Source organism: Allocatelliglobosispora scoriae, from assembly GCF_014204945.1.
Classification (GTDB): domain Bacteria; phylum Actinomycetota; class Actinomycetes; order Mycobacteriales; family Micromonosporaceae; genus Allocatelliglobosispora; species Allocatelliglobosispora scoriae.
The window spans coordinates 1,055,083-1,067,560 of the sequence record NZ_JACHMN010000003.1 but is presented as its reverse complement, the minus strand read 5'-3'; the positions used below and the strand labels follow the sequence as shown (position 1 = coordinate 1,067,560).

The following is a 12,478-nucleotide window of genomic DNA, read 5'->3' as shown; positions in this document are numbered from 1 at the left end:
ACCGGGCACCGCCGCGGGTAAGAGGCTGCATCAATGACGTGGCGGATCCACTTCACGGCGCTGGATCTCGCTCGCGTCCGTATCGGCGACTCCCTGGGCCCGCTGGCGGAGACGCTGTTCGGCCTGCTCCAGCTCAGTGCGCCGGGCCGGCACCCGGTCGCGTTCGCCCGCTGGCACCGCCGCGCGCTGACCCGGATCACGCCGCAGATGTACCCGCTCACCTCGCTGGTTCCCCCCGGCATGCGCGCGGTGGACCTCTGGACGCTCACCGGCGAGCAGTCCACCATCGAGCAGGGCATCGCCGCGCTGCGGGCGATGCGGGAGGAGAGCGTCCTCGCCGAGCTCGACTATTTCGCCAGCCACAGCGAGCTGCCCAGGGCGGCGTGGCGGCTCGCCAACCCGGGCGGCGACGAGCGCGACCTGCTCGCCCGGGCGGCCTACGTCTCCTATCGCGCGCTCATCGAACCCCACTGGACGCAGGTCCGCGCCTGCCTCGGTGCGGAACGGATGGCCCGCGCCGACGTGCTCTTCACCGGCGGCGTCGAGAGCCTCTTCACGACGCTCTATCCGGACCGGATCCGCTGGCGGGCACCGGTGCTGGAGATCAGGATGCCGAGCGAGACCGACATCGAGCTCGGCGGCCGGGGCCTGGTCCTGGTGCCGTCGCTCTTCCTCGGCGAACGGCTGGTCCTGCTCAACGACCTCCATGACGAGCAGCCCCCGCGGCTCGTCTTCCCGGCCGACATCGGCTCCATGCGCGGCGCCCGCCTGCTCGCCGACGCCCTCCCCGGGTCACCGGCGATCGAGGCGCTGATGGGCTCGGCCAACGCGAGCGCGCTGGGCCGGATCGCCGACGGCTGCACGACCGGGGAGCTGGCCCGCCATCTCGACGTCGAGCCCACCGTGGCCAACCGGCACCTGGCGATGCTGCGCCAGGCCGGGCTCGTCGTCACCCGGCGCCAGGGCAGCGCGAACTGGCACCTGCTGACACCGCTGGGGCTGGCGTTGCTGGACGCCTCCTAGCAGACTGCACCGATGGACGTCACCGACGAGGCCGAGGCCGTCGCCCGCACCATCGCCGGCCGGCTGGGGCTGCGCGTGGTCGAGCTGCATTCCATCGGCGACTGCATCGCCGCGGGTGAGCTGGTCCGGCAGGTCTGGGATGCGGCATCGGCCGACTCGGTGGTCAACGCCTCGACGATGCGGGCGTTCGCGCACTCCGGCAACTACGTGGCCGGTGCCTACGCGGGAGACCTGCTCGTCGGGGTCGCGGTTGCGTTCCGGGGCGACGGGCACCTGCACTCGCACGTCGCCGGGGTGCTCCCCGGCCACCAGGGCGGCGGCGTCGGCCACGCCCTCAAGCAGCATCAGCGGGGCTGGTCCCTGCGGCACGGCATCGACCGCGTCGCCTGGACCTTCGATCCGCTGATCCGCCGCAACGCGGTTTTCAACCTGCGCAAACTCGGTGCCGACGCGACGGAGTACCTCCCCGACTTCTACGGCCCGCTCGACGACGGGGTCAACGCCGGCGACGTCACCGACCGCCTCTACATCGAGTGGCACCTGGACTCCCCCGCCGCGATCGGCGCCGCCCGGGGCACGCCGGCCGACGCCGACCCCGCCGGTGCCGCGACGCTGCTCGCCGACGCGGACGACCGGCCGGTGCCGGGCTCGGCGGCACCCGACGGCGGCCCGCTGCTCATCGCCGTCCCGCGCGACATCGAGGCGCTGCGCACGCGCGATCCCCACCTCGCGGCCGCCTGGCGCGTCGCCCTGCGCGAGGCCGTCACCTCAACCCTCACCCGGGGGTACGCCATCAGCGGCATCACCCGCACCGGCAGCTATCTGCTCCGCCACCCCGAGCACCAGGAGGTCCCCCGATGAGGCTCAAGGGTGTCGAACTGCGCCGGATCCGCATGCCGCTCGTCGCGCCGTTCCGGACCTCCTTCGGCACCGAGCACGAGCGGGACGTGCTCCTCGTCCGGGCAGTCACGACCGAGGCGGAGGGCTGGGCCGAGTGCGTCGCGATGTCGGAGCCCGGCTACTCCGCGGAGTATGTCGACGGCGCCGCCGAGGTGATCCGCCGATTCCTGCTGCCGCCCGTCGTCGCGCTCCCGAGCGCGGATCCGCACAGCGTGGAGCCGGTCTTCGCCGCGGTGAAGGGCCATCCGATGGCGAAGGCGGCCCTGCAGACCGCCCTGCTCGACGCCTGGCTGCGCGCGGCCGGGATGCCGCTGGTCAGCTTCCTCGGCGGGGTCCGGGCAACCGTCGCGACCGGTGTCTCCGTCGGCATCATGGACTCGATCCCCGAGCTGCTCGACGCGGTGGCGGGCTATGTCGCGGCGGGCTACTCCCGGATCAAGCTGAAGATCGAGCCGGGCTGGGAGGTCGAACCGGTCCGCGCGGTGCGGGAACGCTTCGGCGACATCCTGCTCCAGGTCGACGCCAACTGCGCCTTCACCCTCGCCGATGCCCCGCTGCTCGCCCGGCTCGACCCCTTCGACCTGCTCCTGATCGAGCAGCCGCTGCCCGAGGACGACATCCGGGGCCACGCGGCTCTGGCCCGCCGGATGCGTACCCCCGTGTGTTTGGACGAATCGATCACCTCGGCGCGCGCCGCGGTCGATGCCATCGCGCTCGGCGCGGCGGCGATCGTCAACGTCAAGCCCGGCCGGGTCGGCGGCTACCTGGAGGCGCGCCGCATCCACGACGTCTGCGTCGCCAACGGCGTGCCGGTCTGGGTCGGCGGAATGCTGGAGACCGGGATCGGCCGGGCCGCCAACGTGGCGCTCGCCGCGATGCCGGGCTTCGTGCTGCCCGGCGACATCTCGGCGTCCCGGCGGTATTACGCCCGCGACATCACTGAGCCGTTCGTGCTGGTGGACGGGCATATCCGGGTACCCTCGGGACCCGGGATCGGGGTGCTGCCCGACCAGGCCGCGCTCGCCGAGGTGACGACCCGGACGGAGTGGATCCCGCTCTAGATCTGCTCGATGAGGCCCGGGTTACGCTGCTTCCAGTCGTCGGCACCCGCCGGATCCAGCCCGCGCAGGACGACGACCGAGCGGCTGCCCGGCACCGGCACCGGAAAGAAGGCCGGCCGGGCCCGCCCCAGGATGCGGCTGCCGATCAGCAGCACCAGGATCGGAATCAGGAGGATCGCGCCGCCACCGGTGCCGATGTCCGCACCCCCGGCGAAGGCCGTGACGACGTGCACGAGCCGCCAGAGCGTCGCCAGCAGCACCAGCCCGCCCAGGCTCAACAACGTGATCACCTTCCGCTGGTACGCCCGCAGTCGCTCCGCCGAAGCGGCGTCGAGCGTCACGGGGAGCACGATGCGGCGCGGGAAGCCGGCGAAGAACCAGAGGCGGACCGTCTCCGCGCCGTCGCTGCCGTCGACGATCGAGACGGCGGAGGGCTTCACCGCGAGCGGATCCGCCACAGTCACCCGCAGCGCCACCTTCGGTACGTCCACCACCACGACCTCCCCTTCATCGACGTCGTCGAGACTAACCGGCGGCGGGACCGCCGTCAGGGGCCTTTCCGGCTCGGCTGAACCGCCAGACGGTGCGATAGATGAGCCTGCTGCTCACCGCGACCGTCACCCCGGATCCTCCGATCCGGGCCGCCTCGGCGAGATCGAACAGGTTCGTGGCGACGAGTATCGCGAGGACGGTGCCCAGGAAGCCGAGGAAGAACGCCAGGCTCCAGGCCCAGTCGGACCAGCTCGAGCCGCCCATCCCGACCGCGTGCGCACGCATCCCCACCAGCAGACGTTTCATCGCGTCGCAGACTACGGCCGGCGGACGGCACCTTTGTACCCCCTGCGAACCAGAACACACCCGCTTGCCAGGCATGCTCCGGAAGCTCTCACGCAAGATCACGCACTTTCCCGGAAGTTGACCCTTCCGATGCGCGCTGAGGGGGCTGTTTCCTGGAAATAGCGCGATCAAGGGCTCAGCGAGAAGGCGCCCAGGCGCGGCGGGAGCAGAGACGCACCCGCGCTCCTCGCCCGTGTGGACCAGCCGGCCGGGCAGCATCGGGCGGTCCCGGCAGCATCGGGCGGTCCGGGCAGCATCGGGCGGTCCGGGCTGAGTCGAGTGCGGCGCGCACCACGATCACGCACATTCCGGGAAAATGTGCCTAAAACTCCGCAAGATCGCGCACTTTCCCGGAAACATGCCCTTCCAACGCACCCTGAGGGGACTACTTCCCGGAAACAACGCGATCACAGCGCAGCGAGAAAGGCGCCCGGACCGGGCAGGGAGCAGGGATGCACCGGGAGCTTGCGCTACTCGCACCATGCCGCGGGCAGCTCCCGCGCCAGCGGGGTGATCACACCGTTTCCCCCACGATGGTGTGATCAAGGACCATGATCAGGCCTTCTTCGGGGAAAACGGCGTGATCATGCCACAAGCCCCGGGCGATCGTGGGATGACGACGAGCGCCGGAGATCAGGTGTACCGGGACGGGCTAGGGAGCGCCGTGGCGGACGGCGTAGAGGGCCGCCTGCGTACGGTCGGCGAGGTCGAGTTTCATCAGGATGCTGGAGACGTGGGTCTTCACGGTCTTCTCCGCGAGGTGCAGGACCTTCGCGATCTCCCGGTTGGAGTGGCCCCGGGCGATCTCGGCGAGCACATCGCGCTCGCGTGGCGTGAGCTGGCCGAACCGGTCCGCCCCGGCACCGCCGCCGGTCATCAGTGCCGCCGCGACCCCCGGTGGCAGCAGCACATGCCCGGCGTGGACGGAGCGGATCGCGTTGGCCAGGTCGGCGGGGTCGATGTCCTTGTAGACGCAGCCCGCGATCCCCTCCCGCACGGCGGGGAGCAGGAGCACCGGCTCGGTGAAGCTGGTGACGACGAGAACCCGTGCCGCCGGGGCGGCCGCGGCGAGTGCCCGGATCGTCGAGACGCCGTCCAGCCCGGGCATCCGCAGGTCGAGCAGGATCACGTCGGGCAGCAGCTCGGCGGCGGCGGTGACGCAGGTGGCACCGTCGACCGCCTCGCCGACCACGTCGATGTCGTCGTGGAGTTCGAGGAAGACCCGCAGGCCCCGCCGGACGACGGCGTGGTCGTCGGCGATGAGGACCCGGATCGGCTCGTCACTCACCGGGCACCGCCAGGGTCACCGTGGTGCCGCTGCCGGGTGCCGAGCGCACGTCGAGGCTGCCCTGTGCCCGCCGGGCCCGCTCCCGCATCGAGGCGAAACCGAGCCGGGCGTTGGCGCCGGTCGGCGTGGTGTGATCGAAGCCGATCCCGTCGTCGGCGATCTCGCAGACCACACCCGTGTCGGTGGCGGTCAGCGCCACCCGGACCCGGGCCGCGCCCGCGTGGCGCAGCGCGTTGTGCAGGGCCTCCTCGGCGACGCGCAGCACCACCTCCTCGACGCGGGGCGTCAATCGCGGGCGGCCCGACTCGCTGAAGGTGACCTCGGCGTCGTGGACCCGGTCGAGCAGCGCGACCCGGCGGCGCAGCGTCTCGGCGAGCCCGGTGTCGGCGAGCTCGCGGGGGCGCAGCTCGGCGACGATCTGGGTCAGCTCGTCGGTGGCCTGCCCGGCGAGGCGGCGGATCTCGGCGAGTTCCTCCTCGGCGCGGGCGGGGTCGCGGCGCACCCAGGCGGCGGCGGCCTCGGTGGTGAGTCGCAGGCTGAAGAGCTTCTGGGCGATCGCGTCGTGCAGCTCGCGGGCGACGCGGTGCCGCTCCTCCAGCAGGGTCAGCTCGCGGCTGTGCTCGTAGAGCCGGGCGTTGGTGAGGGCGATGGCGGCGTGCGCGGCGAGAACGCCGAGCAGCCGCTCGTGGTCGGGGGTGAAGCCGTCGCCGTCGCGCCGGTTGGCGAGATAGATCGCGCCGAGGATCTCCTCGCCGTCGGTGATCGGCATGCCGAGGAAGTCCTTGAGGACCGGGTGCGCCCGCGGCCACCAGCCGAAACGGGGGTCGGCCTGGACATCCGGCAGGCGCTCGGGCTGGGCGGAGTGCAGCATCGCGCCGAGCAGTCCGTGCTGGCGGGGCAGCGGGCCGATCGCCGCCCACTGCTCGTCGGAGATCCCGTCCACGACGAATTCGGCGAACCCGCCCTGGTCGTCCGGTACGCCAAGAGCCGCATACTCGCACTCCAGCAGCCCGCGCGCGGCGGTCACGATGGTCTGGAGCACCTCGCGGGTGGAGAGGTGCCGGTTGACCGCTAGCACCGCCGCGCTCAGCTCGTCGAGCATCTCCCGATCGTCCACCTCCTGACCGTAGCGCCCCGGCGCGGGCAGCCGCGTCAGTCCGTGGGCCTAGGTCCAAGGTCCTAGACACAGGGCGGCTGCGGACCGATTCGGCCCGTCACGATCGCGAATAGCGTCGATGACATGCCTACCGCGATCGTTACCGGGGCCTCGCGGGGCCTCGGGCTCGAATTGACCCGCACCCTCACCGGCGCCGGCTGGCGCGTCATCGTCGACGCCCGCGACGCCGCCGAGCTGTCCGAAGCCGTCGGCGGCCTGCCCGGCGTCACGGCGGTCGCCGGCGACGTCACCAGCCCGGCCCATCGCGAGGAGCTGATCGACGCCGCCTGGAACACCGGCGGTCTGGACCTGCTCGTCAACAACGCCGGCACGCTCGGCCCGTCGCCCCTGCCCAGCGTCGCCGAGTTGCCGCTCGCGGCCCTGCGCGACGTCTTCGAGACCAACGTGCTGGCGCCGCTGGCGCTGACCCAGCTCGCCGCGCCGATGCTGCGGGCGGCGCGCGGCGCGGTCGTCCTGGTCACCTCCGACGCAGCCGTCGCGGCCTATCCCGGCTGGGGTGGTTACGGTGCGGGCAAGGCGGCGTTGGAGCAGCTCGGCAGGGTGCTGGGCGCCGAGGAGCCGGAGCTCGCCGTGTGGCAGCTCGACCCCGGCGATCTGCGGACCCGGATGCACCAGGACGCGTTTCCCGGCGAGGACATCTCCGATCGGCCGTTGCCGTCGACGGTCGCGCCGGGCCTGCTCAACCTGCTCGCGAAGCGTCCGGCCTCCGGTCGCCAGCGGCTCGCGGACTGGCTGGACGCATGAGCGCCGCGGCCCTGTGGGCGCCGCTGGAGGTGCCGGAGTTCGCCGGTGCCGCCGAGTTCTACGGCGAGGTGCTGGGCCTGCCCCGCATCGACGAGTGGTCGAGCGAGGACGAGCGGGGCGCGGTCTTCGGCGTCGGCGAGGGCGGCCGGATCGAGGTGGTCCAGACCGGCACTCCCAGCTCGCCGCCGGGAGTCGCGATCGAGCTGCCCAGCCGCGCTGCGGTCGACGCGCTGCACGAGACGATCACCGCGATGGAGCAACTCTTGAAGAGTTGCGGCGATCTCGGTCCGGCGGTGGTGTTCCCGCGCGGGCACTACGGTTTCGTCGTGCGGGATCCGGCGGGCAACGCCGTCCTCATCTGGAGCGAGGCCCGGTCGTGACCACCATGCTCGACTTCGCGCTCGACCCCGAGCTGGAGGCGCACGAGCCGCCCGAGGCGCGCGGTCTCGCCCGCGACCAGGTGCGCCTGCTCGTCGGCCGCTCCCCCGATCACGTCTCCCACCACCGATTCACCGACCTGCCGTCGCTGCTCGACCCGGGTGACGTGCTCGTCGTCAACACCTCCGCGACGATGCCGGCGGCCGTGGAGACGACCGAGCCGGGGCTCGCCGTGCACGTCTCGACGCTGCAGCCCGACGGCACCTGGCTCGTCGAGCTGCGCCGGCACGGGCAGCCGTTCCTCGGCGGTGTCGCCGGGCAGCGGCTCACGCTGCGTGGCGGTGCCACGGTGACGTTGCGGGCGGCCTACTCGGACCGGCTCTGGGCGGCCGAGTTGGACACGGTGTCGGTCCCGGCCTACCTGGCCCGGCACGGCAGGCCGATTCGTTACTCCTATGTGGAGCGCCAATGGCCGATCTCCGCCTATCACAGCGTCTTCGCGATCGAGCCGGGCAGCGCGGAGATGCCGAGTGCGAGCCGTCCCTTCACCGAGGCGCTCGTCACGAGGCTGGTGAGCCGGGGCGTCGTCATCGCACCGATCACCCTGCACACCGGTGTGGCGTCACCGGAGGCGCACGAGCGGCCGTACCCGGAGCGGTTCTCGGTCGGTGCGACCACCGCGCGCCTCGTCAACCAGGCCAGGGCCGCGGGTGGCCGAGTCGTCGCGGTCGGGACCACCGCGGTCCGCGCGATCGAAACGGCCGCGCGGGCCGACGGGTCGGTCGCGGCCGCCGGCGGCTGGACCGACCTGGTGGTCACGCCCGACCAGGGGGTACGCGTGGTCGACGGCCTCCTCACCGGCTTCCACGAACCGCGAGCGTCGCACCTGCTGATGCTGGCCGCGATCGCCGGGAACGACCTGTTGGGACGGTGCTACGCCGAGGCGATCGGGGAACGCTATCTGTGGCACGAGTTCGGGGACCTGAACCTCTTGCTCACGCATTGAGTTCGCTTGCCTACGTGCGGCATGATTCAACCGTGACCGCATGGGAGTACGCACGGCTGGAATATCGATCGGCCGGGGTCTTGGGCAACGACAAGTTCATGGACTGGGACGCGACGTTCCATTACCCGGGCGGGTCCAGCCGCTGGGGCACGGATGAGCGCTTCGACGACCTGCGCCACCTCAACCGTGCCGGTGCGGCCGGGTGGCAGGCCTATGACCGCACCACGATCTTCATGCACGGCGAGCCGCACCGCCTCTTCGCCGTGACCTATTCCATGCGCCGGGCCATCACCGATTAGAGCCGGCGGTTGGCGAGGCTGGGCAGCTCCGCGCGGATCTTCGTGAGCCGGGCCAGGTCCAGCTCCGCGACGGTGACGCCGACGGTGTCCGGGGCCTGCGCGATCACGGTGCCCCACGGATCGATGACCATGCTCCGGCCGAAGCAGGTGCGGCCGGGGTCATGGTCGCCGATCTGCCCGGCCGCCACGACGTAGCACTGGTTCTCGATCGCCCGGGCCCGCAGCAGCACCTCCCAGTGGTCGCGGCCGGTGTGCGCCATGAAGGCCGCCGGGACCACGATCACCTGCGCGCCGCCCTCGACGGCGAGCCGCCGGTAAAGCTCGGGGAAGCGCAGGTCGTAGCAGATCGAGAAGCCGACCCGGACCCCGTCGACGTCGGCGACGACGGTCTCGGCGCCGGGCGCGATCGTCGCGGACTCCAGAAAGGACACCCGCCCCGGGATCTCCACGTCATAGAGGTGGATCTTCCGGTAGGCGGTGACGAGGGCGCCGGACCGGTCGAAGAGCGGCGCGGTGTTGTGCGTGCGCTCCCCGTCGGCGCTGGCTTCGTGGAACGACCCCGCGAGCACCCACATCCCCAGCTCCCGGGCGGCATCGGCGAAGAACGCCGCGTAATCGCCGGTCAGCGTCTCCGGCTTCGGCGCGCCCGCCGCGGGGCCGAGGTAGTCCGTGTACTCCGGGAGCACGGCGAGGTCGGCACCGAGCGCGGCGGCCCGGTCGAGCAGCTCGCGGGCGGTGGCGAGGTTGGCCGCGCGGTCATCGCGGGCGTTGAGCTGGCAGACGGCGACGCGCATGGCAGGGGCTCCCGGTGGCTCGGCGATCAGCTGGTGAAGGTGGCGAGTCGGCGGATGCCCTCGTCGAGGACGGCATCCGACTTGCAGAAGGCGAAGCGGACATAGCGTCGGCCGGTCTCGACATCGTCGAAGAAGACCTGGGCGGGGATCGCCACCACCTTGGCCTTCTCGGCGAGATCGCGGCAGAACTCGACGCCGTCCTCATAACCCAGCGAGCGGACGTCGATCTGCAGGAAATAGGTCCCCTCGCACGGGTAGGTCTCCGCACCCATCGCGGTGAGCGCCTTGCGCAGCCGGTCGCGGCGCTCCTGCAGATCGGCGCGGAGCGCGGCGACCCAGTCCAGCTCGTCACGCAGCCCGACGGCGATCGCGGCCTGGAACGGCGTACCCCCGGCGAAGGTGAGGAACTGCTTCGCCTTGCGCGCGGCGGCGACGAGCGGTGCCGGACCGCAGACCCAGCCGATCTTCCAACCGGTCGCGGAGAAGGTCTTGCCCGCCGACGAGATCGTCAGCGTGCGTTCGCGCATGCCCGGCAGCGTGGCGAGCGGGATGTGCTCGGCGCCGTCGAAGGTCAGGTACTCGTAGACCTCGTCGGTGACGGCGATCAGGTCGTGCTCGACGCAGAGCTCGGCGATGAGGGTCAGCTCGGCTGCGGTGAAGACCTTGCCGGTCGGGTTGTGCGGGCTGTTGAGCAGCAGCAGCCTGGTCTTCGGCGTGATCGCGGCACGCAGCTCGGCCGGGTCGAACCCGAAGCGGTCGCCGGCCATCCGGAGCTGCACCGGGCGGCGGACCGCACCGGCCATCGCCATGTTGGCGAGGTAGCTGTCGTAGTAGGGCTCGAAGACGACCACCTCGTCGCCGGGCTCGCAGAGCGCGATCAGCACGGACGCGATCGCCTCCGTCGCACCGGCGGTCACCATGATCTCGCCGCCGTCGGGGTCGAAGACCTGGCCGTAGCGGTCCGCCCGGGCGGCGGCGATCGCGGACTTCAGCTCCGGCAGGCCGTCGACCGGCGGATACTGGTTGAGCCCGGCGGAGATGGCGTCGCGCGCGGCGGCGAGCACGCCGGCCGGGCCGTCGGTGTCGGGGAAGCCCTGCCCGAGGTTGACCGCGCCGGTGCGCTTGGCCAGGGCAGTCATCTCGGCGAAGATCGTCGTCCCGAGGCCGCGCAGCTTGCTGCTGGTCACATCCGTCACCCGCCACATGCTACAGCTCGGGCCGGTGGCAGACAGCTTCGACGGTGCCGAAGGCTATGCCACCCACATCAATTCCGGATTCCAGGACGACGTCACGACATAGCACGGAATCGCGTATGGAGACATTAATCAATGACCCCTGCGACACCCTTGTGCGACCCTTGCCAATCGGCATTCGGCGGAGACGGACACCCATCCGAACAGACGGTATTCTCCCGGCTCCGAGCAGCTCATGGCGCGCACTGTCGGCGCACCGACAGCATTCGAGCAGCTATTCGACCGTCCCTCGCGAGGAAATGCCGGGCGTCCTGTCAATGAACGCTTTATTGCCACCCCGGTGAAACTGCGGCAACCTGATGGCTCCTCGACGGATCGCGCGACCTGGAGTGCAACGGTGTCGGATGACGTGCTCGGCCGGTTCGGTTATCAGCAGGAGCTGCGCAGGGGCGTGGGCCTGGCCGATCTGGTCTTCTATGGACTGATCTTCATGGTGCCGATCGCACCCTTCGCCATCTTCGGCACCGTCTTCGCCGCCTCGGGCGGGATGCCGGTGCTCGCCTACGCCGTGGGGCTGGTCGCGCTGCTGCTCACGGCCGCTTCCTACACCCAGATGCTGCGCGCCTTCCCGCTCGCGGGCAGCGTCTACAGCTACGCCGGGCGCTCCATCGGGGCATCGGCCGGATTCCTCACCGGCTGGGCGATCTTCCTCGACTACATCCTGGTGCCCAGCCTGCTCTACCTCATCGCGGCGACGGCGATGCACGCCGCCGTGCCGAGCATCCCGGTCTGGCTCTGGCTGATCGGATTCGTGCTCGCCAACACCCTGATCAACCTGCGCGGCATCCGGATGACGGCGCTCTTCACCAAGGTGATGATCGTCGGCGAGCTGATCGTCCTCGCCGTCTTCCTCGGTATCGGCATCTGGGCGCTCGCCGACGGCCGGGGCCACGGCTGGAGCCTCACCCCGCTCTTCAACTCCGAGACCTTCACCTGGCCGATCATCCTCGGCGCGGTCTCCGTCGCCGTGCTGTCGTTCCTCGGCTTCGACGGCATCTCCATGCTCGCCGAGGAGGCGAGGGGCGGCGCCGCACAGGTCGGCAAGGCGATCAAGCTGGCGCTGATCCTCGCCGGGGTGCTCTTCATCGTGCAGGTCTGGGTCGCCTCGCTCCTCGTCGCCGACCCGGCGGCGCTGCTCGCGGCGGGCGACCCCGACGGCACCGCCTTCTATGACGCGGCGGCGCAGACCGGCGTCTCCTGGCTCGCCGACCTCACCTCCACCGCGACCGCGATCGCCTGGGGGCTCGCCGACACGCTCGTGGCCCAGGTCGCCGTCTCGCGGCTGCTCTACGCGATGGCCCGCGACCGCCAGCTGCCGAGGTTCCTCGCCACGGTCTCGATGAAGCGCGGCGTGCCCGCCAACGCGACGCTGCTCGTCGCCGCGCTCTCCACCGTCGTCGGAGTGTGGATGTCGACCCGGGCCGACGGCATCGGGCTGCTCGTCGGGCTCGTCAACATGGGCGCGATGGTCGCCTTCGTCGTGCTGCACCTGTCGGTGATCGTGCATTACCTGATCCGGAACCGCTCGGGCAACCTGCTGGCGCACCTGGTGCTGCCGCTCGCCGGGATCGGCGTACTCGTCATGGTGATCGTCAATGCCGGCGTCTGGGCGCAGGCGCTCGGCGCGGTCTGGCTGATCCTCGGCGTCGTCGCACTGATCGGGATGACCCTGGCCGGGCGGTCGCCCACGCTGGCCGGGATGAGCCGGGCAGAATGAC

The 12,478-nt window shown here is 71.3% G+C and carries 14 protein-coding genes; 8 read left to right on the top strand and 6 right to left on the bottom strand.

What is annotated here, in order from left to right; translation table 11 throughout:
• The first annotated feature begins 33 nt into the window (after positions 1-33).
• The 3 genes from F4553_RS31325 to menC are packed head-to-tail and all read left to right on the top strand — an operon-like array spanning position 34 to position 2,984.
• The gene (locus F4553_RS31325) at positions 34-1,023 is read left to right on the top strand and encodes an ArsR/SmtB family transcription factor (RefSeq protein ID WP_184843274.1); all 990 of its coding nucleotides are present in this window, start codon (positions 34-36) and stop codon (positions 1,021-1,023) included.
• Positions 1,024-1,035: 12 nt separating this feature from the next.
• Entirely contained in the window at positions 1,036-1,884 is an 849-nt protein-coding gene (locus tag F4553_RS31320; protein ID WP_184843271.1) for a GNAT family N-acetyltransferase, read from the top strand.
• Entirely contained in the window at positions 1,881-2,984 is a 1,104-nt protein-coding gene (menC, locus tag F4553_RS31315; RefSeq protein WP_184843269.1) for an o-succinylbenzoate synthase, read from the top strand. The genes F4553_RS31320 and menC overlap by 4 nt, the downstream gene beginning before the upstream one ends.
• Here the strand turns inward: menC and F4553_RS31310 are convergent.
• The 4 genes from F4553_RS31310 to F4553_RS31295 form a co-directional block, all read right to left on the bottom strand.
• Positions 2,981-3,481 carry a hypothetical protein gene (locus F4553_RS31310; RefSeq protein ID WP_184843266.1) on the bottom strand — a complete coding sequence of 167 codons (501 nt, stop codon included), beginning with the start codon at positions 3,479-3,481 and terminating at the stop codon, positions 2,981-2,983. The genes menC and F4553_RS31310 overlap by 4 nt on opposite strands.
• 28 nt (positions 3,482-3,509) lie before the next feature.
• Positions 3,510-3,782, bottom strand: a complete 273-nt coding sequence (locus F4553_RS31305) for a hypothetical protein (protein WP_184843263.1) — start codon at positions 3,780-3,782, stop codon at positions 3,510-3,512.
• Positions 3,783-4,473: 691 nt separating this feature from the next.
• Positions 4,474-5,109, bottom strand: a complete 636-nt coding sequence (locus F4553_RS42600; protein WP_184843261.1) for a response regulator — start codon at positions 5,107-5,109, stop codon at positions 4,474-4,476.
• Positions 5,102-6,226 (bottom strand): GAF domain-containing sensor histidine kinase, encoded by a 1,125-nt coding sequence (locus tag F4553_RS31295; RefSeq protein ID WP_312875458.1) that lies wholly within the window; start codon positions 6,224-6,226, stop codon positions 5,102-5,104. The genes F4553_RS42600 and F4553_RS31295 overlap by 8 nt, the downstream gene beginning before the upstream one ends.
• A gap of 123 nt (positions 6,227-6,349) precedes the next feature.
• Here F4553_RS31295 and F4553_RS31290 point away from each other — a divergent pair, with 123 nt between their 5' ends.
• From F4553_RS31290 to F4553_RS31275, 4 genes are read left to right on the top strand one after another with little or no spacing between them, the layout of a single operon-like run.
• Complete coding sequence (locus tag F4553_RS31290; RefSeq protein WP_184843258.1) at positions 6,350-7,030, top strand: SDR family NAD(P)-dependent oxidoreductase; 681 nt, start codon at positions 6,350-6,352, stop codon at positions 7,028-7,030.
• Positions 7,027-7,410 (top strand): VOC family protein, encoded by a 384-nt coding sequence (locus F4553_RS31285; RefSeq protein WP_184843255.1) that lies wholly within the window; start codon positions 7,027-7,029, stop codon positions 7,408-7,410. Before F4553_RS31290 ends, F4553_RS31285 begins: the two co-directional genes overlap by 4 nt.
• A gap of 5 nt (positions 7,411-7,415) precedes the next feature.
• Positions 7,416-8,414: an S-adenosylmethionine:tRNA ribosyltransferase-isomerase gene (locus F4553_RS31280; protein ID WP_184847157.1), complete on the top strand. Its 999-nt coding sequence runs from the start codon at positions 7,416-7,418 to the stop codon at positions 8,412-8,414.
• Between the two features lie 32 nt (positions 8,415-8,446).
• Positions 8,447-8,713 (top strand): hypothetical protein, encoded by a 267-nt coding sequence (locus tag F4553_RS31275; RefSeq protein WP_184843252.1) that lies wholly within the window; start codon positions 8,447-8,449, stop codon positions 8,711-8,713.
• Here F4553_RS31275 and F4553_RS31270 read toward each other — a convergent pair.
• Positions 8,710-9,507 (bottom strand): carbon-nitrogen hydrolase family protein, encoded by a 798-nt coding sequence (locus F4553_RS31270; protein ID WP_184843249.1) that lies wholly within the window; start codon positions 9,505-9,507, stop codon positions 8,710-8,712. The two genes, F4553_RS31275 and F4553_RS31270, sit on opposite strands and share 4 nt — an antisense overlap.
• 26 nt (positions 9,508-9,533) lie before the next feature.
• Positions 9,534-10,712 (bottom strand): pyridoxal phosphate-dependent aminotransferase, encoded by a 1,179-nt coding sequence (locus F4553_RS31265; protein ID WP_184843246.1) that lies wholly within the window; start codon positions 10,710-10,712, stop codon positions 9,534-9,536.
• Between the two features lie 385 nt (positions 10,713-11,097).
• On the opposite strand from F4553_RS31265, the gene F4553_RS31260 reads away from it, so the two are divergent.
• Complete coding sequence (locus tag F4553_RS31260) at positions 11,098-12,477, top strand: APC family permease (RefSeq protein ID WP_312875457.1); 1,380 nt, start codon at positions 11,098-11,100, stop codon at positions 12,475-12,477.
• Position 12,478: the final 1 nt, after the last annotated feature.

Excerpts from the sequence above, each read along its gene's own strand:
- F4553_RS31325 (WP_184843274.1), top strand. The coding sequence starts at position 34 with ATGACGTGGCGGATCCACTTCACGGCGCTGGATCTCGCTCGCGTCCGT.
- F4553_RS31320 (WP_184843271.1), top strand. The coding sequence starts at position 1,036 with ATGGACGTCACCGACGAGGCCGAGGCCGTCGCCCGCACCATCGCCGGC.
- menC (WP_184843269.1), top strand. The coding sequence starts at position 1,881 with ATGAGGCTCAAGGGTGTCGAACTGCGCCGGATCCGCATGCCGCTCGTC.
- F4553_RS31305 (WP_184843263.1), bottom strand. The coding sequence starts at position 3,782 with ATGAAACGTCTGCTGGTGGGGATGCGTGCGCACGCGGTCGGGATGGGC.
- F4553_RS31290 (WP_184843258.1), top strand. The coding sequence starts at position 6,350 with ATGCCTACCGCGATCGTTACCGGGGCCTCGCGGGGCCTCGGGCTCGAA.
- F4553_RS31285 (WP_184843255.1), top strand. The coding sequence starts at position 7,027 with ATGAGCGCCGCGGCCCTGTGGGCGCCGCTGGAGGTGCCGGAGTTCGCC.
- F4553_RS31280 (WP_184847157.1), top strand. The coding sequence starts at position 7,416 with ATGCTCGACTTCGCGCTCGACCCCGAGCTGGAGGCGCACGAGCCGCCC.
- F4553_RS31270 (WP_184843249.1), bottom strand. The coding sequence starts at position 9,507 with ATGCGCGTCGCCGTCTGCCAGCTCAACGCCCGCGATGACCGCGCGGCC.
- F4553_RS31265 (WP_184843246.1), bottom strand. The coding sequence starts at position 10,712 with ATGTGGCGGGTGACGGATGTGACCAGCAGCAAGCTGCGCGGCCTCGGG.